This window comes from Neorhizobium galegae, from assembly GCF_017877055.1.
Taxonomy (GTDB): domain Bacteria; phylum Pseudomonadota; class Alphaproteobacteria; order Rhizobiales; family Rhizobiaceae; genus Neorhizobium; species Neorhizobium galegae_D.
Genome location: NZ_JAGIPG010000001.1, coordinates 1,351,932 through 1,370,719, shown reverse-complemented (window position 1 = coordinate 1,370,719; position 18,788 = coordinate 1,351,932). Strand labels below are relative to the sequence as shown.

General features: G+C 62.6%; 15 protein-coding genes. 8 read left to right on the top strand and 7 right to left on the bottom strand.

Annotated features, from left to right (window positions below):
• Positions 1 to 22 precede the first annotated feature (22 nt).
• Positions 23 to 1,411 (top strand): FAD-binding oxidoreductase, encoded by a 1,389-nt coding sequence (locus tag J2857_RS06405; RefSeq protein WP_210009162.1) that lies wholly within the window; start codon positions 23 to 25, stop codon positions 1,409 to 1,411.
• A gap of 89 nt (positions 1,412 to 1,500) precedes the next feature.
• Here J2857_RS06405 and ligM read toward each other — a convergent pair whose 3' ends face one another.
• The 5 genes from ligM to J2857_RS06380 all read right to left on the bottom strand — a co-directional run bounded on the left by ligM (position 1,501) and on the right by J2857_RS06380 (position 8,356).
• Positions 1,501 to 2,907, bottom strand: coding sequence for a vanillate/3-O-methylgallate O-demethylase (ligM, locus tag J2857_RS06400; protein ID WP_210009160.1), 1,407 nt, complete (start codon positions 2,905 to 2,907; stop codon positions 1,501 to 1,503).
• Between the two features lie 416 nt (positions 2,908 to 3,323).
• The gene (locus tag J2857_RS06395; protein WP_210009158.1) at positions 3,324 to 4,139 is read right to left on the bottom strand and encodes a GntR family transcriptional regulator; all 816 of its coding nucleotides are present in this window, start codon (positions 4,137 to 4,139) and stop codon (positions 3,324 to 3,326) included.
• Between the two features lie 131 nt (positions 4,140 to 4,270).
• Complete coding sequence (locus J2857_RS06390; RefSeq protein WP_210009156.1) at positions 4,271 to 5,365, bottom strand: ABC transporter ATP-binding protein; 1,095 nt, start codon at positions 5,363 to 5,365, stop codon at positions 4,271 to 4,273.
• Positions 5,366 to 5,452: 87 nt separating this feature from the next.
• Positions 5,453 to 7,219, bottom strand: coding sequence for an ABC transporter permease (locus tag J2857_RS06385; protein ID WP_245363034.1), 1,767 nt, complete (start codon positions 7,217 to 7,219; stop codon positions 5,453 to 5,455).
• 75 nt (positions 7,220 to 7,294) lie between these two features.
• Entirely contained in the window at positions 7,295 to 8,356 is a 1,062-nt protein-coding gene (locus J2857_RS06380; RefSeq protein ID WP_210009154.1) for an ABC transporter substrate-binding protein, read from the bottom strand.
• Between the two features lie 491 nt (positions 8,357 to 8,847).
• On the opposite strand from J2857_RS06380, the gene J2857_RS06375 reads away from it, so the two are divergent.
• The 4 genes from J2857_RS06375 (at position 8,848) to J2857_RS06360 (ending at position 12,689) form a co-directional block, all read left to right on the top strand.
• Positions 8,848 to 9,753: a LysR family transcriptional regulator gene (locus J2857_RS06375; protein ID WP_210009152.1), complete on the top strand. Its 906-nt coding sequence runs from the start codon at positions 8,848 to 8,850 to the stop codon at positions 9,751 to 9,753.
• 238 nt (positions 9,754 to 9,991) lie between these two features.
• Complete coding sequence (locus tag J2857_RS06370) at positions 9,992 to 11,071, top strand: amidohydrolase family protein (RefSeq protein WP_210009151.1); 1,080 nt, start codon at positions 9,992 to 9,994, stop codon at positions 11,069 to 11,071.
• 3 nt (positions 11,072 to 11,074) lie between these two features.
• A complete protein-coding gene (locus J2857_RS06365) occupies positions 11,075 to 12,214 on the top strand; it encodes an amidohydrolase family protein (protein ID WP_210009150.1) in 1,140 nt (379 codons plus the stop codon).
• 61 nt (positions 12,215 to 12,275) lie between these two features.
• Positions 12,276 to 12,689: a Rieske (2Fe-2S) protein gene (locus tag J2857_RS06360; protein ID WP_210009149.1), complete on the top strand. Its 414-nt coding sequence runs from the start codon at positions 12,276 to 12,278 to the stop codon at positions 12,687 to 12,689.
• Positions 12,690 to 12,858: 169 nt separating this feature from the next.
• Here the strand turns inward: J2857_RS06360 and J2857_RS06355 are convergent, their stop codons facing one another.
• Both J2857_RS06355 and fabF read right to left on the bottom strand, forming a co-directional pair.
• Positions 12,859 to 14,037, bottom strand: coding sequence for a thiolase family protein (locus J2857_RS06355; RefSeq protein ID WP_210009148.1), 1,179 nt, complete (start codon positions 14,035 to 14,037; stop codon positions 12,859 to 12,861).
• A gap of 11 nt (positions 14,038 to 14,048) precedes the next feature.
• On the bottom strand, positions 14,049 to 15,338 hold the full coding sequence (gene fabF / locus J2857_RS06350; protein WP_210009147.1) for a beta-ketoacyl-ACP synthase II: 1,290 nt from the start codon (positions 15,336 to 15,338) through the stop codon (positions 14,049 to 14,051).
• Between the two features lie 89 nt (positions 15,339 to 15,427).
• On the opposite strand from fabF, the gene J2857_RS06345 reads away from it, so the two are divergent.
• From J2857_RS06345 to J2857_RS06335, 3 genes are all read left to right on the top strand, one after another.
• The gene (locus J2857_RS06345; protein ID WP_210009146.1) at positions 15,428 to 16,000 is read left to right on the top strand and encodes a TetR/AcrR family transcriptional regulator; all 573 of its coding nucleotides are present in this window, start codon (positions 15,428 to 15,430) and stop codon (positions 15,998 to 16,000) included.
• Between the two features lie 147 nt (positions 16,001 to 16,147).
• Entirely contained in the window at positions 16,148 to 17,752 is a 1,605-nt protein-coding gene (locus J2857_RS06340; RefSeq protein ID WP_210009144.1) for an ABC transporter substrate-binding protein, read from the top strand.
• A gap of 40 nt (positions 17,753 to 17,792) precedes the next feature.
• Positions 17,793 to 18,782: an ABC transporter permease gene (locus J2857_RS06335; RefSeq protein WP_210009142.1), complete on the top strand. Its 990-nt coding sequence runs from the start codon at positions 17,793 to 17,795 to the stop codon at positions 18,780 to 18,782.
• Positions 18,783 to 18,788 lie beyond the last annotated feature (6 nt).

Here is an 18,788-nt window from a genome sequence, read left to right as displayed (position 1 = left end):
CGGCATCAGGGAGGAAGAAAAAATGGATGATCTCGTCACGCCGGTCGGTCAGGCGATTGCGAAACTTAAGGGCATTCTCGGCGACAGGCTCGTGACCTCGGCTTCCGTTCGAGAGCATCACAGCCACGACACGTCGCGGCTCGAGCCATACCTGCCCGACGCCGTCGTCTTTCCGCGCACCGAAGAGGAGGTCCAGGCGATCGTCTCGGCATGTGCTGCGCATGGCGTTCCGGTCGTGCCCTTCGGCGCGGGATCTTCGATGGAGGGCCACACCATCCCGATCCGCGGCGGCATTTCGCTGGACACCCGTGAGATGAACAGGATCGTCGAGATCCGGACGGAAGATCTGCTCGCCGTCGTGCAGCCCGGCGTCACCCGCAAGCAGCTGAATGTGGACCTGCGCGAAACCGGCCTGATGTTCTCGGTGGACCCCGGCGCCGACGCCTCGATCGGCGGCATGGCCTCCACCCGCGGCAGCGGCACCACCTCGGTCCGCTACGGCACGATGCGCGAAAACGTGCTGGCTCTCCGGGTGGTGACACCCGATGGCGAGGCCATCCAGACCGGCTCGCGGGCGCGAAAATCCTCGTCCGGCTACGACCTGACGCATCTCTTCGTCGGCTCGGAGGGCACGCTCGGCGTCATCACCGAATTGACGGTCCGCCTGCATCCGATCCCGGAGGCCGTTTCATCGGCGATCTGCTCCTTTCCAACGGTCGCCAACGCCGTGGAAGCGGTGATCGAGGCGGTGCAATATGGCATCCCGGTCGCCCGCGTCGAATTCCTGGACGAGGTGGCAATCGCCTCGACCAACAACTATTCCAAGCTCGACCTGCCGGTCGCCCCCACCCTGTTCTTCGAGTTCCACGGCACCGAGGCCTGGGTGAAGGAACAGGCGCAGCTCGCCGAGGAGATCACCAGGGGCCATGACGCGATCTCCTTCCGCTGGACCGCGGACGCCGACGAACGCGCCAAAATCTGGCAGGCCCGCCACGATCTCTATTGGGCGACCAAGGCGATCATTCCCGGCTACGAACTCTATACCGGCGATATCTGCGTACCGATCTCCAGGCTTGCCGAAAGCATCGTCGCCGCCCGCGCCGATATCGACGCCTCGTCGCTGAAGGGCCAGATCATCGGCCATGTCGGCGACGGCAATTTCCACACCGCCTATCTGATCGATCCAAATAATCCGGAGCATCTGAAGGAGGCCGACGAGATGGCCGACCGCGTCGTCGAACGGGCGCTCGCCGTCGGCGGAACGGCCAGCGGCGAACACGGCATCGGCATCGCCAAGCTCAAGTTCATGCGCAAGGAGCACGGCAAGGCGGTGGATGTGATGAAGAAGATCAAGAAGGCACTGGATCCGCTGGGGATCATGAACCCGGGCAAGATGGGGGATTCTGGCTGAAAACGGGGGAGCAACTGTCGCTCATCGCCGAAGCCAAACGAAAAACGGCGCCCGGAGGCGCCGTTCTCATGCAACATCCTGGGAGGATATCAGACCTTCTTGGTGCGCCAGCTTTCGGCATAGTTTTCGCGGGCTTCGGCCGCATAGGGGGTGGGCGAAACGCGGACGCGGATCTCGGTCTGCTTGTGGCCCTTTTCGATCGAGGTCTTGGCCGTGCCGCCGTTCGGTTCGCCCCAGATGAGCGTCAGAACGTCGCCTTCCTGGACGTCGGCATCGACGATGCCGAGCGACAGCATGCAGCGTTCGTTGTAGCTGTAGCCGTTGAACATCGACATGCCGACCACCTTGTCGCCATGCATGATCTTGTCGGCGCTGGATGATGCATAGTTCGGCTGCGGCAGGTCGATCCACTTGTAGGCTTCGCCGCCGGGAACGAAGTTCGAGGCGATGACCTTCATCACGTCTTCCGCGTTCCACTCGAAGGTGACCTTCTTGCGCTGCGGCTGACCCTTCATCTTTTCGAGGGCCTCGCGGCCGACGAAGTCGTGGTCGAATTTGATGTAGATGCCGTAACCGAGTTCGTACGGATTGACGTAGTAGTCTTCGATATTGTCGGAGACGAGGCTGCCGCCGATCGAGCCGGTCGCCTCATAGCTGTCTTCCGTCAGCCAGTCGCGATAGCCCTGCAGTTCGGCGCCGGTGTAGATGCCCGGCAGCGGTGACGGAATCCAGCCGGATTCCAGCGTGTTGGTCGAGTATGCGCGCGCACCGACGAGATAGAGGTCGACGCCGGCATCCTTTGCGGCCTTGACGATGATCTCGCGGACCTCGTCCTTCTCGGCATAGGGACCCCAGACTTCGAGGCCGGGAGCGCCGGCCATGCCGTGGCGAAGGGCCTGGACCTTCTTGGAGCCGATATTGATCCAGTCGACATGGAAGAACTTGATCTCGGGGATCGGGCCGCCGTTCATCTTTTCGAAGATCTTCGGAGCGTCCGGACCCTGGATCTGGAAGCGGTAGTGAACGCGATTGACTTCCTTGCCATCCGGGCGCGAAGGCGAACGCGGATCGTGGGTGAGCTTGACGTCATGCTTGCCCAGCGACGCGTTGTAACGGAGCCAGTTGGCGGTCGGCGCACGGCCGACGAGCACGAACTTGTCATCACGCTCACGGAAGATGATCATGTCGCCGATGACATGTCCGGCAGGCGTCACCGGAACATAGTGCTTGGCGCGGTCGACGCCGAAATTGGCAAAGCTGTTGATCGCCAGGCTTTCCAGGAACTTGGCGGCGTCCGGGCCTTCGACGATCAGCTCGTCCATGTGGTGGGACTGGTCGAACAGGACCGCCGAATGGCGCCATGCCATCTGCTCGGTGCGCCAGTTCGAAAATTCCGGTGCGACGACCGGATAGATATACATGCCGATGCGCGAATTGCGCAGCATCTCGACAGTATTGCCCTTTTCTTTCAGGATCTGGGTCAGATTCTTAGCCATTTACTTAACCTTCCCTCGGTTGCTCTCCTGCATGTCGCCCCCAACGGAAAACGCATTCGGGATACGGTATGCATCGTCTCAAGATGTCTCATGCAATTGAGGGTCAGCGGTCTCCTCCCGCCATCTCCCCTGAACAGCCCGGTTCTCGAACCTCGCCTCGACGGCTTGGCGGAAATCGAGGCCTCCTCCCGGTCGAAGCAATTCATAGAGCAATCGATTTTGGGATACAATACCCATATTGGGCCGATCGACGAAAAGCGCCACAACAGCCTATTAGAATTGCGCTGTTTCTATAATATATGGGTAATAATTGATGCAGTGCGGAAAAACCAACGGGACCCGGATTAGCGCCCATTAACGGGAAATTCGATAACTTGGGATCCCAAACGGGAATCTCTATGCGCCGGTACGTGGGCCTAGTCTTCGTTTTCGTCCTGCATCAGGCCGTTGATATGGCCTGCCGGACTGTCGAGGTCGAAGATCGGCAGGATGCGCGAACCGTCGATCGCAAAAAGCCCCTTGCTGATGCCGAGGCTGATCTTCACGCCTTCCCCATGCTCGCGAAAAAGGCTTTCGGCACGGGCACCGTCGCGGGCGATCAGCGCCGAGACCATGTGATGGTGCTGCCAGTGCGCATAATGCAGGTGCTGCGCCCGCTCCTTGCGGGTGATGTTGTCGAAGCGGATCGAATCCGGGGCGCCGAAGGGCACGCGGTCGAAAAGGCTGGTAAGCTGGTGCAGGAGATTTCCACCGGCGGCCTCGATGATCAGCGTGTGGAAACGCAGGTTCATCACCGCATAACGTTCCTCGTTGACCGGATCGTCGATGCCGCCGTTCTCGAAGATATCGTCACCCTCGCGCAGGCAATCCTTGAGCTCGGCAATCAGCGTCGGCGACGGGCCTTCGCTGGCGATCTTCTTGGCCGCATAACCTTCGATCATCGAGCGCAGCTCGATCGCCTCGATCACATCGGCCACCTTGTAGGCCCTGACCCGATATCCGCGGGCGCCGACGCGCTGCAGCACGCCCTCTTCGACGAGCACGGCCAGCGCATGCCGGATCGGCGTGCGCGACACGCCGAGCGCTTCGGCAAGCCCGGATTCGGAGAGTTTCTTGCGCGGGTCGATCGTGCCGTCGCTCGCCCAGGTCCTGAGCTTGTCGATCACGTGCTGCTGGCGGGTCTCCTGCTTCTCAGGCCCGGGAGGATTCTGAGTTCGGGTGCCTGTGGTCATGCTCGGGCCTCACCTGCGCCATATCGAAATGCGGATCGCGCCAGACGAGACATGCCGGCGGGAACATCGCTTCAATATTGAATATCTGCGACAAAACGCAAGTTTTCCATATCCGTGGCCAGCCGAAACGATCAGTTGCGCACGGCCCAGGCGGCCTCCACGGGTGCGGCGACCGTGACCGGACGGCCGATATCGACGTTCGAAAGCGACGATGCCTCGACATGCAGCGTCTGCGCCGGCGTCTTGACCATGATCGAGCGGTGCGAGCCGCGGAAGATCGCCTGCGAAACCTCGCCCGACCAGGAGAGATCGCCGTTCACCTGGCCCGCATCGCGGACATGCAGGTTTTCGGGTCGCACCATGACGGTGACATCCGCTCCCTTCGGCATTTCGGTTGCCGCATGACAGTCGCCGGACCAGCCCTGGCCTTCGACCGAGAGCTTGTAATATTGCCCGCCATTCGGACGGCAGTCCTTGACCGTCGCGTTCAAAAGGTTGGGCGTTCCGAAGAAGGCGGCGACCTGCCGGTTTTCCGGCCGGCGGTAGATCTCTTCCGGCGCGCCGACCTGCAGGATCTTGCCGCCATGCATGACGACCACCCGGTCGGACAGCGCCATGGCTTCCGCCTGGTCGTGGGTGACGTAGAGGGCGGTGATCTTCAGACGCTGCTGCAAGGCGCGGAAATCGTCGCCCATCTGGGTGCGCAGGCGCGCGTCGAGGTTGGAGAGCGGCTCGTCGAGCAGCAGCACTTCCGGCTCGAACACCAGCGCGCGGGCGATCGCCACGCGCTGCTGCTGGCCGCCGGAGAGCGCCGGCGACGGACGTTCGGCATATTGCTCCATCTCGACGAGACGCAGTGCGTTCATGACGCGATCCCGGACTTCCGTGTCGGGCCGGCGGCGGATGCGCAAGGGGTAGGCGACATTGTCGAACACCGTCATATGCGGCCAGATCGCGTAGGACTGGAAGACCATGCCGAGACGGCGGCGTTCCGAGGGCACGAAATAGCCCTTCTCCGAATCCGAGACGACATTGTCGCCGATCGCGATGCGGCCGCCGGTATTCTTCTCGAGCCCCGCCACCATGCGCAGCGTCGTCGTCTTGCCGCAGCCCGAGGCCCCCAGCAGCGTGACGAACTCGCCGCTCTTGATCTTCAGGTTCACATTGTCCACGGCGGTTATCGCGCCATACATGCGGCTCACGTTTTCGAGCGTCACCGAAGCCATATTTCTCTTCCTTGTCGAACACGGATTGCAGAAATCCGCTTATTGAAAACTTGACGATATGGCGGCGGCAGCAACCGCCGCGCAGGGTCAGAGCTTGCTGATGCGAGCCTTGATGAAGCTGAGCTGCACCCAGCGGAACACGATGACCAGGAGCATCATCATCAGGCCGATGACGCTCACCTGTTCCGCATTGCCGTTGGCCCAGAGCTTCATCAGCACGACCGCCAGCGTTTCCGATCCCACCGAATAAAGAAGGATCGACGCCGACAGTTCGCGCATGATGCCGAAGAAGGTCAGCACCCAGCCGACGGCGAAGGCCGGCCAGGCGAGCGCCACCATGATCCGCCACATGGTCTGGGCCCAGGTTGCGCCGTGAACCCGCGAACATTCTTCCAGATCATAGGAAAGCTGGTGATAGGCGCCGGTCATCACCCGCACGGACACCGGCGTACCGAGCGCAATATAGGCAAGCAGAAGCGCCCAGATGGTGCCGTAGATCGGGATCGGTCCCGGCAGCATCGCAAACGCCCAGAGGAACCCGACGCCGAGAACCATGCCCGGCATCATCCACGGAAGCCAGGCCATGCTGTCGATCAGGTTGCGGCCGCGCCAGCGGGTCCGCACCGAGATGTAGGCAACGATCGCGCCGAGCGCCATGGTCGCGGTGGCGCCGAGCAGGCCGAGCACCATCGTATTGCGCACCGCCCGCCAGAATTCGCTGTTGGCGAAGACGGCCCTGTAGTGCTCCAGCGTCAGCATGTCGTAGGTGTAGAAGCCGAAGAAGCGGAAGAACGAGCCGAGCATCAGCTGCCCGATCGGCAGTACGACCGTGATGAAGAAGAACAGCACACAGAAGGCGAAGGTGACCCAGCGCCAGGGGCCGAGTTCCATGACGCTCGGGCGAAACCCCTTGCCCGTGACGGTCTGGAAACTCTTGCCACGCAGCATCCACCACTGCCAGATGACGAGCAGGAACATCAGCCCCATGATCGCGAAGGACAGCGACGTCGCGTACTGGTAGTCGGGCGTCGCGCGGTGGTTGATCGACTCGTAGATGTCGGTGGTGATCACCTTGATGCCTGCGGGCAGGCCGAAGAACAGCGCCGATTCGAAGGTCTCGATGCCCTTGATGAAGCTCAGCATGAACGAGCTGGTCAGCACCGGCAGCATCAGGAGCAGGGTGATCTTGCGGAAGGTCGTCCAGCGCGACGCACCGCACATCCGGCTCGATTCCTCAAGCGACGGGTCCATCGCCCGGAAGGCGTCAACCATGAACAGGAACAGGAAGGGGATCGAATACTGGCACATGTGCCAGATGACGCCGCCATAGGAATAGATGTTGACGAGCGGATCGGTCGCGCCGGTTGCCCAGCGCCAGACCATGTTGATGACGCCCACCTGCGGGTTGGCAAGCATGCCCCAGGCCATGGCCGTCAGGATCGGCGGAATGAAGAACGGCAGCGTGATCAGCACTTCCAGCGTGCCGCGGAACGGCGTGTCGGTGCGCGCGACGATCCAGGCGAGAAACACCGCGATCGTCAGCGACGGTATGGTCTTGGCAAGCGAAATGCCGATCGTGTTGGCCAGAACGATGAGGTTCTGGGTGGTCATGATTGACCGATAGCCATTGAGATTGAACTCGCCGGCCATGCCGGGCGGCGTCGAATGCAGGCTGCCGTAGAGCAGCATGGCGAGCGGATAGATCGTCAGGAATCCGAGGATCAGGATCAGCACCAGCATGCCGATCAGACGCCACAGCGATCCGCCCGAAAAGGCGCGCGTGAAAGCATTGCCGGCAAGCGTCGGCGCAGTTTCGGCAATGTCGTCTAGGGGGCGATTGTGGATAATCGTCATGGGATCCTCGCGGCTCCGGGTATGAAGAACGGCACCGCCGGCCCGAACATCGGACCGGCAGCGGCCCTGGGAGGCTTACTTGAAGATGTCCTTGGACTTGGCCAGCATCTCGTTCTGGCGGGTCGTGTCCGTCGTGCCATAGAGCTTGGCTTCGGAAATTGCCTTCACGTCCGCCGGCAGGCCTTCGGTCATGCCGGGAAGGACGGGACCGTAGCCGAGACCCGCGTAGATTTTCTGCACGACCGGGCCTTGCATGAAATCGAGATAGAGCTTGGCGGCGTTCGGGTGCGGAGCCTTCTTGAGCATGACGTTGCCGTAAAGAACGTAGGGAACGCCCTCCTCGGGAATGATGAACTTGACCGGCAGCCCCTTCAGATCAGAAAAGTCGGTCATGATCACCGGCATGTAGATCGAATATTCGCCGCGTGCGGTGCGGCGCTGCGATTCGCGCTGGTCGCGGGTGAAGACGAGCTTCTGGCTCGCGACCTTCTTCACATAGTCTTCGCCAATCTTGTCATAGGTCGAGAAGAACCAGAGGTAACCGGCGCCGATCGCGCGCGGATCGTCGGAGAGGATCTTGCCCTGCCACTTGGGGTCGGCAATGTCTTTCCAGCTCTTCGGCTCGTCGGCCGGCTTCACGAGGCCGGTATTGATCATGATCCCGTAGGGAATGGTCATGACCGAGGCCATCGGCACCTTGAGCTTGAACTTGTCGCCGATCTTTTGCGAATTCGGGGTCACCGGCAGCGGATCGACGGACTTGTCCTCCTTGTCGTAGAGCATGGTCTGCCCTTCGCTGGTGAACATCACGTCGGCGGCAAACCGGCCGGCGGCCTGCTCGACGCGGACGCGCTCGCGGATCTCGCTGGCACGAGCCTCGAGAATTTCGACTTCTATACCGTATTCCTTGGTGAACGCGGCGGCGATCTGCTTGGTGCTCGGCTGGCCGACCAGCGCGGTATAAAGGATGAGCTTGCCTTCCTTCTTGCCCGCCTCGATCACCTTCTGCCACTCGGCGTCCTGCGCGAAGGCAGGCATGCCGGCCGCGGCCGAAATGGCCAGGCTGCCCGCAGCCGCCATGAAAAACCGGCGCGACCATTTTTGAATGGCCGAAGTCATGGATGTGTTTGTCGTCACGTGTCTCTCCTCCCTGGAACCGACGATCGAGCATCTCGCCCGGGACCCGGTCCCGGCACTCGACGCTCAAAATTTCTGCGGCCACCGGCCGCGATCTCCTTTGTCACCGCAAGCGGTGCCGCTTTCCCGAACGGCTACTCAATCTCGACGGCTTACCGATCGCTTCGAAACGATCTGGCGCGTACCCTGCAATTGACAAGGTCCCTGATAAGCGCCGCATGATGCGGAACATTTGGGCCTTCAGCTCGGACAGGATTGGCCTTGGCCAAGTGCAAACTCCCTTTTTGAATTCCGATCTGCGCCGGCTCTCCCTGCCAGTCGCGGCGATGCCACCCGGCACCGGAATTCCCTCTTCTGTTAGATTGACCTTTTCCCGTGCAGGGGAAAAGCACCATTTTTTTACATTCACTTTTCTCGAAAATAGAAAGATGAATTGTGCTACCGTTTATGCGGAGGGTCGCTCGACAGGGCGACATGGGAGACCTAAGACATTGGATACGCTTATCAATATCCGCACGTTCCTGGCGGTTGCCCGGTCCGGCAGCTTCTCGGCGGCGGGCCGTCATCTCGGCGTCGCACCATCGGTCGTGACCAAACGCATCAGCCGGCTGGAAGACCAGATGCGGGTGAAACTCTTCGTCCGCTCGACCCGCCAGATCATCCTGACGGAGATCGGCGAACGCTACCTGCCCCGCTACCAATCCCTGGTCAAGGAGATCGACGATGCCATCAGCGGAGCGGCGGCCGTCGCCCAGCGGATCGAAGGACATTTGAGGATAAAGGCGCCGACGACGGTGACGATCGCCTTCCTCGCCCGCATCCTTAGCGACTTCCAGCAGGAGAACCCAAACGTCACGATGGATCTTGCGCTGGTCGACCGCTCCGTCAATCCGGCGGAAGAGGGATATGATATCGCGCTGGGCGCCCTGCCCGCCTCCTATTCAAACGTCGTCGACGAACCGCTCTGCCCCTATCCGCGAAAACTCTGCGCCGCTCCCGACTATCTCGCAAACCGTGGGCTGCCGAAACATCCGCGCGACCTGGTCAATCACATCTGTCTGACGTTCCACGCGACGGGTTCGACCTGGTCGTTTCGCAGCCCGGGCGGGCCGATCGATGTCGAAGTCAGGTCCGCCTTCAGCGCCAACGATACCCAGATCCTGCACGACCTGGCGCTGCGGGGCCGCGGCGTCGCCATGGTGGCGAATTACGTGGCGGAAGAATCCATCCGGACGGGCAAGCTGATCGAACTCCTGCCGGACTATCCCGTGGCGGAACTCTGGCTGAAGGCGCTCATCCCCCAAACCCAGGCGCGTAAGCCGACCGTGCGCGCGCTGATGGAATGGCTGCGCATCCATATGCACGCGGCTCTCGTTCCGGGTGATCGAGCAGCGTGAGCACCGCGCCTTTGCTTCAGGAGAAAAACTGAAAGCCGATTGGCTTTCTCGAATCGAGAAAGCCGCTACGATGAAAAAGCATATTCTCTTGGCCCCCCGTGCCGCTTACCCTCCCAAATCGAGGAAACGCATCGCTGATGCGAGGGTGGCCACCGTCTGTCGACGCGCCGCCCGGGAGTGAGGTTCAGGCCTGCCGCACGAGGAGCAGTCGGCTGACAGACAAGGGAGGTTTTAAGCGGTGGATACTGCTGTGACCCAGCAGCGCCCTGTGCTTTCGCAATTGGGCGCGATCGATTGTGACGTTCATCCGGACGCGCCGCTGCGCGAGGATCTTCTTCCCTATTTCGACGACTACTGGCGCGAGATCGTTACGACGCGCGATGTCGACCGTCTGGAACTCACCAATTTCCCGACCCGCACCAAGCCCTTCTTCCGGGAGGACTGGAAGGCGACGGAGGGCAAGGGCGTCGAAAAGCTGCGGAAAAACCTGCTCGATCCCTACGGTCTCAAATATGCGATCCTCAACTGCGTCACCGCCGTGCACGCGATCTACGATCCCTATCTCGCGACCGCCGTCTGCCGCGCCACCAACGACTGGCTGAAGGCGGAATGGCTGGACCGCGACCCGCGCCTGCGCGCTTCCCTCGTGCTGCCGATGCAGAACCCGGAAGCCGCCATCGAGGAGATCGAGCGCTTTGCCGACGACAAGCGTTTCGTGCAGGTGCTGACGCTCTGCATGGGCGAAATGCCGCTCGGCCGCCGAATCTACTGGCCCGTCTACGAAGCCGCTCAGCGCCATGGCTTTGCGCTCGGCGTGCATGCCGGCAGCGCCTATCGCCACGCGCCGAGCCAGAGCGGTTTCCTCTCCTATCTCGCCGAGGACTACGTCCACCAGGTCCAGGGTTTTGCGGCCCAAGTCGGCAGTTTCGTCGCCGAGGGCGTGCTCGGCAAATTCCCGGACATGAAGATCGTGCTGATCGAATCCGGCGTTTCCTGGCTGCCCGGCCAGATGTGGCGGATGAGCAAGGACTGGCGCGGCGCCCGCATCGAGATTCCCTGGGTCAAGGAACCGCCGTCAGCGCTGGTCCGACGCCAGATCCGCATGACGACGCAGCCCTTTGACGCGCCGCGCGATCCGGCCGAACTGGAACGCATCATCGAGCATCTCGATTGCGACGACATGCTGCTGTTCTCGACCGACTATCCGCATGCGCAATTCGAGGGCGATGCCGCGATCCCGGCCGGTTTCCCGGAACGCCTGATCGACCGGCTGGTTCGGGACAATGCGCTCGCCACCTATCCGCGACTGGAGGACTAAGCCATGGACCATGCCGTTCTGGACAAGGACACCACTCCGGAAAAGGACCCCACTTTGGAAAAAGATAGGGGGGCAGACGCCAGGCTCGGGATCGTCGATTGCGATATCCACCCGGCCTTCGGTTCGCCCGCCGAACTTGCGAAATTCCTGCCCGTTCGCTGGCGTGATCATCTCGCCGACTATGGCCAGCGCAGCGCCAATCCGGTCGTCGGCACCCTGCCCTATCCGCGCATGACGCCCGGCAACGGCATGCGCCGCGACGCCTGGCCGCCGAACGGCGGACCGCCGGCCTCCGACCTTGCCTATCTGCAGGAGCAGCTGCTTGATCCGCTCGGCATCGAATACGGCATCCTGCAGCCCTTGGCGGCCGGTTCGTCGACATTGAACCAGGAACTCGGCGCCGCCATGTGCGCTGCCGTCAACGACTGGCAGCTCGACAAATGGACAGGCCCGGACCCGCGGCTGAAAGCCTCGATCTCCGTCACCCAGGAAGATGTCCCGGCGGCTCTCGCCGAAATCGAGGCGCGTATCGGCGACCGGAGTTTTGCCCAGATCGCCATTCCGCCGCGCACCATCGAGCCGGCGGGCCGCCGCCGCTACTGGCCGATCTACGAGGCCGCCGAACATTACGACATGCCGATCGGCATGCATTCCGCCGCCTACGGCCAGCACACCAATAGCGGCGCCGGTTGGCTGAACTTCTATATCGAGGAGCATTACGCCTTCTCGCACAGCCTGCAGAGCGTCGTCACCAGCATGGTTTTCGAAGGCGTCTTCGAACGATTTCCCAAGCTGAAGCTGGTGGTCGTCGAAGGCGGCTTTGCCTGGGCGGCACCGCTGATGTGGCGGCTCGACAAGCAGTGGGAGCGGATGCGCTCCGAAGTCCCGCATGTGAAGCGGCCGCCGTCCGACTATATCCGCGAGAACGTCTGGTTCACCACCCAGCCGATCGAGGAGCCGGAAAACAACCGCCACCTGCTCGACACGCTGCGGTGGGTCGGCACAGACCGGCTGATGTTCTCGACCGACTACCCGCACTGGGATTTCGACGATCCGCGCTACGCCTTCAAGGTGCCGCTGTCGCCGACCGAGCGCGCGCAGATCTTTCGCGACAACGCAAAGAACGTCTACCGCCTGCCGTGACCCGGAAGGCGAGCAGCAGCTCTTTCGGAAACGCAGTCAACATCGATGGATTGAACAGAGAATGGCCCGTCACGTCATCGCCAAGGTCGACGAAGTCGAAAACGGCAAATCTAAGCTGGTGAAGGTCGCAGGCCGCGACATTGCCCTCTTCAACGTCAAGGGCGAGTTCTTCGCCATCGCCAACCGCTGCCCGCACGAAGGTGCCGATCTCTGCCGCGGCCAGGTGGTCGGGCTTGCGGAAGCCGACGAGCCCGGCAAGGTCCGCATGACCCGGCACGGGGAACTGATCCGCTGCCCCTGGCACGGCTGGGAATTCGACATCCGCACCGGCAAATCCTGGTGCGACCCGGCCCGCACCCGCGTCAAGAGCTTCGACGTGTCCGTCGCCAAGGGCGGAACGCTGACGGAAGGCCCGTATCAGGCCGAAACCTTTCCGGTCTCCATCGATGAGGACTATGTCGTCGTCGAGATCTGAGGGCATCCTCGGGTCCACGCCGTCATCCTCGGGCTCGACCCGAGGATCCACCGACTGGCACTGCGGATGCTGGATCCTCGGGTAGAGCCCGAGGATGACGACCTACAGCGCGAGGCAGCATCAGCCGCCCCAGCCCAGCGGACAATCCCACCGGGCATTTCTGCACCAATCACAGCATTTCCAGCGCCAGCGCGATGCCCTGGCCGCCGCCGATGCAGAGCGTCACGACACCGCGCTTCAGGCCGTCGCGCTGCATCGAATGGAGAAGCCGCGTCGTGAGAATCGCGCCCGTCGCGCCGATCGGATGGCCGTGCGCCACCGCCCCGCCTTCGACATTGGCGATGTCCTCCGGCAGCCCGAGCCCCTTGAGCACTGCGAGCGGCACAGCGGCATAGGCCTCGTTGATCTCGATCCGCTCGATATCGCCGATCGTCCAGCCGGCCCGGTCGAGGGCCTGCTTAACGGCCGGGATGGGTCCGAGCGCGAACATGCCCGGTTCGACGGCCGCGACACCATAGGAGACAAGCCGCGCCATCGGGTGCAGGCCCTTCTCTTCGGCAAAGGCCCGGTCGGCGACGATCATCGCCGCGGCACCGCTGTTGAGGCCCGGCGCATTGCCGGCGGTGATCGTGCCGTCGTCGCGGAAGGCTGGTCTCAGTTTCGCAAGCGCTTCGACCGTCGTATCCGGTCTTGGCGTTTCGTCGGCGGAAAAGCTCTTCACGCCGCCCTTCACCGGAAGGTCGATGCCGACGATTTCGGCTGCGAACCTGCCTTCCGCCTGCGCGACGCTGAACCGCTGCTGCGAGCGCGCCGCCCAGCGATCCTGGTCCGCGCGGCTGATCTGCTGCGAGGTGATCATGTCCTCCGTGTGCCAGCCGGAGTGTTTGTCGGAGAATGCGTCATGCAGGCCGTCGAGCAGCATGCTGTCGAAGATTTCCGCGTGGCCCATGCGATAACCCCAACGGCCGCCGCTCATCAGGTAGGGCGCACGGTCCATGTTCTCCATGCCGCCGGCGATGGCGGCTCTGGCGTGGCCGAGCCAGATATCCTTCGCCGCACTGGCGACCGCCTCGGCACCCGAGCCGCAGACGCGGTTGACGGTAACGGCCGGCACCGAGACCGGCAGGCCGCCATGGATCGCCGCCTGCCGCGCCGGGTTCATCCTGTTGCCGGCCTGCACGACATTGCCCATGGTGACCGAAGCCACCTCGGTGCCGTCGAGGCCGGAGCGCGCGATCGTCTCGCGGATCACCACGGCGCCGAGATCGACGGCGGCAATGCCGGCGAGTGAACCGTTATATTTGCCGATCGCGGTGCGGACCGGCTGGACGATGACGACCTCGGACATGGTGGCTCTCCCTAGTTTGCGTTTTCGTCGAAGCGGCGCAGGATCACGCTGGCATTGACGCCACCGAAACCGAACCCGTTGGATAGCGCGTATTCGACCTTGGCGGGACGCGCCTGCGGACCGATCAGATCGAGCCCTTCGGCCAGCGGATCGGGATCTTCGAGATTGAGGGTCGGCGGCAGGATACCGTCGCGCAGGGCAAGCGCGGTGATGATCGCCTCGAGCCCACCCGCCGCACCGAGCAGATGGCCGGTTGCCGATTTGGTGGACGAGATCGCCGGACCACCCTCGGTGCCGAAAATCGCCTTGATGGCAGCCAGTTCACCCGCATCTCCGACCGGCGTCGATGTGGCATGCGCATTGAGATAACCGATCGCTTCCGGCGGAAGACCCGCCATCTGAAGCGCCCGCCGGATCGCTCTCTGGGCTCCCGAACCGTCGGCCGGACCGGCCGTCAGGTGATAGGCGTCGGCGCTGGTGCCGTAGCCAACCACTTCGACCAGCGGTGTCGCGCCGCGCGCCACCGCGTGTTCGAGCGTTTCGATGACGACGATGCCGGCCCCCTCGCCCATGACGAAACCGTCGCGTGCCGCGTCGAACGGCCGGGACGCCTTTTCCGGCGTATCGTTGAATGCAGTGGAAAGGCCGCGCGCCGCAGCAAAACCGCCAAGCGCCACGCGGTTGACGCAGGCCTCGGTGCCGCCGCAGAGCGCGACGTCGACTTCGCCGCTTCTAATCATCCGCACACCGTCGCCGATCGCCTGCACGCTTGCAGCGCAAGCCGTCACCGGCGCGCCGATCGGCCCCTTGAAACCGTAACGGATGGAGACATGCCCGGCCGCGAGATTGACCAGGAAGGATGGTATGGTGAAAGGTGATAGCCGGCCGGCGCCGCGCGCATCCACCGTGCGCACCGCCTCGGCGATCGTATGAAATCCACCGATGCCCGAGGCGATGATCGTCGCGGTGCGGTCCTGCTTGTCGTCCGTATCGGCCACCCAGCCGGACTGCTCCAGCGCCTGCCGCGAGGCTTCGAGCGCAAAGCCGATGAAACGGTCCATCTTCTTGCGCTCCTTGTGCGGCACCGCAAGGTCGATGTCGAAACCGAACTCATCCTCGTCGATACCCGGCACGACGCCGCCGACCTTGGCATCGATATCCGGCACCATCTCGTCGGACAGCCGGCGCAGGCCGGAACGGCCCTCGATCAGGCGTTTCCAGGTGGCTTCCACGCCGCTCGCAAGCGGCGAGACCATGCCCATGCCGGTGATCACTATTCTGTCGCTCGGTCTTCCCGGCATGTTTCACCTCGATTTAAATTTTGATCATCATTTATCTCCCTTAAATGACGATCAGAATATAAGAGTCAAGATGTTCGAAGGAGTTGACGATGAAGGTAAGCCGCCAGGAAGCCGAGGAGAACCGTGCCCGCGTGGTGTTGAAAGCCGGCGAATTGTTCCGCGAATACGGCTTTGACGGCATCGGCATTGCCGATCTGATGAAGGCGGCAGGCCTGACGCATGGCGGATTTTACGGCCAGTTCAAATCCAAGATGGATCTCGCGGCCGAGGCTTCACGCCAGGCGCTTGCGCTGAACGCCGCCCTCTGGCGGGAGACCATAGGCCGCACCCGTGACAAAGCCCTGAAGGCAATCACCGGCATGTATCTTTCCCGGCCGAACCTGCTCATCAGGGCCAGGGGCTGCACCTTCGCCTCGCTCTGCGCCGATGCCTCCCGACAGGGTGAAGCGGTGCAATCCGTCTTCGCCGAGGGCATCGAAAACCATTTGCAGTTGCTTCAGGAGATCGTCGATGGCAATGACGACGAGGATCGACGCCGCACGTCGATCGTCATTCTGTCCCAGATGGTCGGCGGGCTGACGCTCGCCCGCGCGGCCGGCGATGCGCCGCTGGCAGCGGAGATCCTCGCAGCCCTTCGCGACGAGCTGGAGACCCGGCACTAAACCTTTATGGCGCAATGGAAAATTCACCTACCACTCCTGCGCGTCCAAGAATTTGTTCCCGAATGCCCCGCAGAGGAATTTCCTGCCTGTGCGACCGCGCATTTCGCTGGCAATATGCTGGAAAATGGCTGGATGCAGGAGAGAGCAATGACGATCGCCACCCTATCCCGAAGGACCCTTTTGCAGGCGGGCGGCACCCTGCTCGCCTCGACAGCTTTGCCGACTTTCGCCATTGCTCAAGGTGCCGGCAACCGGCTGATCGCCGCCGCAGATTCCGAACCTAAAAACCTCAACCCGGCGATCGTCGCCTCCAACGGCGTGTTCTTCATCGCAAGCAAGGTGGTCGAGCCGCTCGCCGAAGCCTCGTTCGATGGCAAGGATGGTTTGGCGCCGCGCCTCGCCACCTCCTGGGAAGGTTCTGCCGACGGCAAGTCGGTCACCTTCAAGCTGCGCGAGGGCGTGAAATGGCATGACGGCAAGCCGTTCACCTCGGCCGACGTCGCCTATTCGGCGCTCAACATCTGGAAGCCGCTGCAGAACCTCGGCCGCCTGGTCTTCGCAAACCTCGAAGCCGTCGACACGCCGGACGCAACGACCGCCGTCTTCAAGTTCTCCAAGCCGACACCCTTGCAGCTCATCCGCAACGCCCTGCCGGTTGTCAGCAGTGTCGTGCCGAAACATCTCTATGAAGGCACCGACATCGCCACCAACCCGGCCAATGTGAAGCTGGTCGGCACCGGCCCGTTCAAGCTCACCGAATACAAGCCGGGCGAATATTACCGCCTGACCAGGAATGCAGATTATTGGGGCAAGGGCGAACCGAAGCTTGACGAGATCATCTTCCGCGTCCTGCCGGACCGCGCCGGCGCGGGCGCAGCGCTCGAAGCGGAAGAGATCCAGCTCGCGGCCTTCTCGGCCGTGCCGCTCACCGATCTTGCCCGCATCTCCAAGGTGCCCGGCATTAAAGTCATCTCGAAGGGCTACGAGGCGCTGACCTATCAGCTCGTCATCGAGATCAACCACCGCCGCAAGGAACTCGCCGACCTGAAGGTGCGACAGGCCATCGCCCATGCGATCGACAAAAAATTCGTCGTCGACACGATCTTCCTCGGCTACGCGACAGCCTCGACCGGCCCCGTGCCGAAGAACGCGCCGGAATTTTATGACGCCAGCGTGCCGACCTACGCTTTCGACACCGCCAAGGCGAATGCCCTGCTCGACGAGGCCGGTTACAAGAAGGGCGCCAACGGCACTCGTTTCTCGCTGAAACTGCGCCCGGCGCCCTATTTCAACGAAACGAAACAGTTCGGCGATTACCTGCGCCAGGCGCTTGCGGCAATCGGCATCGACGCGCAACTCATCAACGCCGATTCCGCCGCCCACCAGAAGGCGGTCTACACGGATCACGACTTCGATCTTGCCATCGGCCCGCCGGTTTTCCGTGGCGACCCGGCGATCTCGACGACCATCCTCGTCCGGTCCGGAATCCCGGCCGGTGTGCCCTTCTCCAACCAGGGCGGCTACGAGAACAAGGAGCTCGACGGCATCATCGCCAAGGCTGCGGAAACGGTCGATACCTCGGCCCGCACGGAACTCTACAAGCAGTTCCAGAAGATCGTCGCCACCGACCTGCCGTTGATCAACGTCGCCGAATGGGGCTTCATCACGGTGGCGCGCGACACGGTGCAGAACGTCTCCAACAATCCGCGCTGGGCCGTATCGAACTGGTCGGATACCGCGCTGAAATCGTGATAGGCTCGGCAGACCATCCGATAAAGAGGCGCTTTCCGGCGTGAACCGAGCCATTCGATTGATCCGACGTCGCGCGATCAGCAGCATCCCCGTGCTGCTGATCGTCGTCGTCCTGACCTTCCTCCTGCTCGAATCCGCCTCCGGCGATGCGGTGGATGCCTATCTCCTGTCGATCGGCGGCGGCGACGCGACGGTCGCCCAGTCGCTGCGCCAGGCCTATGGCCTCGACCAGTCGATGCTCGCCCGGCTATGGCTCTATTTTTCCTCGCTAGCAACATTCGATCTCGGTTGGTCGGTCGCCTTCGGAAGGCCGGTTCTCGATCTCATTCTTGAACGACTTCCGAACACGCTGCTCTTGATGGGCAGCGCTACGGCGATCTCCTTCGGCTTCGGTTCCGCGCTCGGGATCATCGCAGGTGCAAAGCCAGAAAGTATAAGAGACAGAGTACTTTCTACGGCTTCCCTCATTCTTTACGCGATCCCCAGCTTCTGGCTCGGCCTGGTGCTCAGCATCGTCTTTGCCGTCCAGCTCCGCTGGCTGCCGACCTCGGGCATCGAGACCATCGCCTCCGGCAAGGCGGGTATTGCCCGCGCCGCAGATATCGCCAGGCATCTCATCCTGCCGGTCGGTGCGCTGGCGCTGATCTATATGGCGCTGTTCCTGCGAGTGATGCGCTCCGGCATGGCAGAAGCCTGGACGCTGGATTTCGTGCTCTTCGCCCGCTCCAAGGGGCTGTCGCGGAGCCGTATCGTGCTGCGCCATGTGGCGCGCAACGCGCTTCTGCCGCTCGTCACCATGCTCGGCCTGCAATCGGCCGCCATGCTCGGCGGCAGCGTCGTCATCGAGAGCATCTTTGCCATTCCCGGTTTCGGACGGCTGGCGCAGGAGGCCGTCAGTGGTCGCGATGCGCCGCTGCTGATGGGCATCATCGTCGTCAGCGCCGTGCTGGTCGTCTGCGTCAATCTCGTCATCGACCTCGTTTATGCCGCACTCGACCCACGCGTCGGTGCCTCGGAGCCCAATTCATGAGAGGGC

Bases quoted from the DNA above. Each gene is read 5' to 3' on its own strand.
- J2857_RS06405 (WP_210009162.1), top strand. From the start codon at position 23: ATGGATGATCTCGTCACGCCGGTCGGTCAGGCGATTGCGAAACTTAAG.
- ligM (WP_210009160.1), bottom strand. From the start codon at position 2,907: ATGGCTAAGAATCTGACCCAGATCCTGAAAGAAAAGGGCAATACTGTC.
- J2857_RS06395 (WP_210009158.1), bottom strand. From the start codon at position 4,139: ATGACCACAGGCACCCGAACTCAGAATCCTCCCGGGCCTGAGAAGCAG.
- J2857_RS06390 (WP_210009156.1), bottom strand. From the start codon at position 5,365: ATGGCTTCGGTGACGCTCGAAAACGTGAGCCGCATGTATGGCGCGATA.
- J2857_RS06385 (WP_245363034.1), bottom strand. From the start codon at position 7,219: ATGACGATTATCCACAATCGCCCCCTAGACGACATTGCCGAAACTGCG.
- J2857_RS06365 (WP_210009150.1), top strand. From the start codon at position 11,075: ATGGACCATGCCGTTCTGGACAAGGACACCACTCCGGAAAAGGACCCC.
- J2857_RS06360 (WP_210009149.1), top strand. From the start codon at position 12,276: ATGGCCCGTCACGTCATCGCCAAGGTCGACGAAGTCGAAAACGGCAAA.
- J2857_RS06355 (WP_210009148.1), bottom strand. From the start codon at position 14,037: ATGTCCGAGGTCGTCATCGTCCAGCCGGTCCGCACCGCGATCGGCAAA.
- fabF (WP_210009147.1), bottom strand. From the start codon at position 15,338: ATGCCGGGAAGACCGAGCGACAGAATAGTGATCACCGGCATGGGCATG.
- J2857_RS06345 (WP_210009146.1), top strand. From the start codon at position 15,428: ATGAAGGTAAGCCGCCAGGAAGCCGAGGAGAACCGTGCCCGCGTGGTG.
- J2857_RS06340 (WP_210009144.1), top strand. From the start codon at position 16,148: ATGACGATCGCCACCCTATCCCGAAGGACCCTTTTGCAGGCGGGCGGC.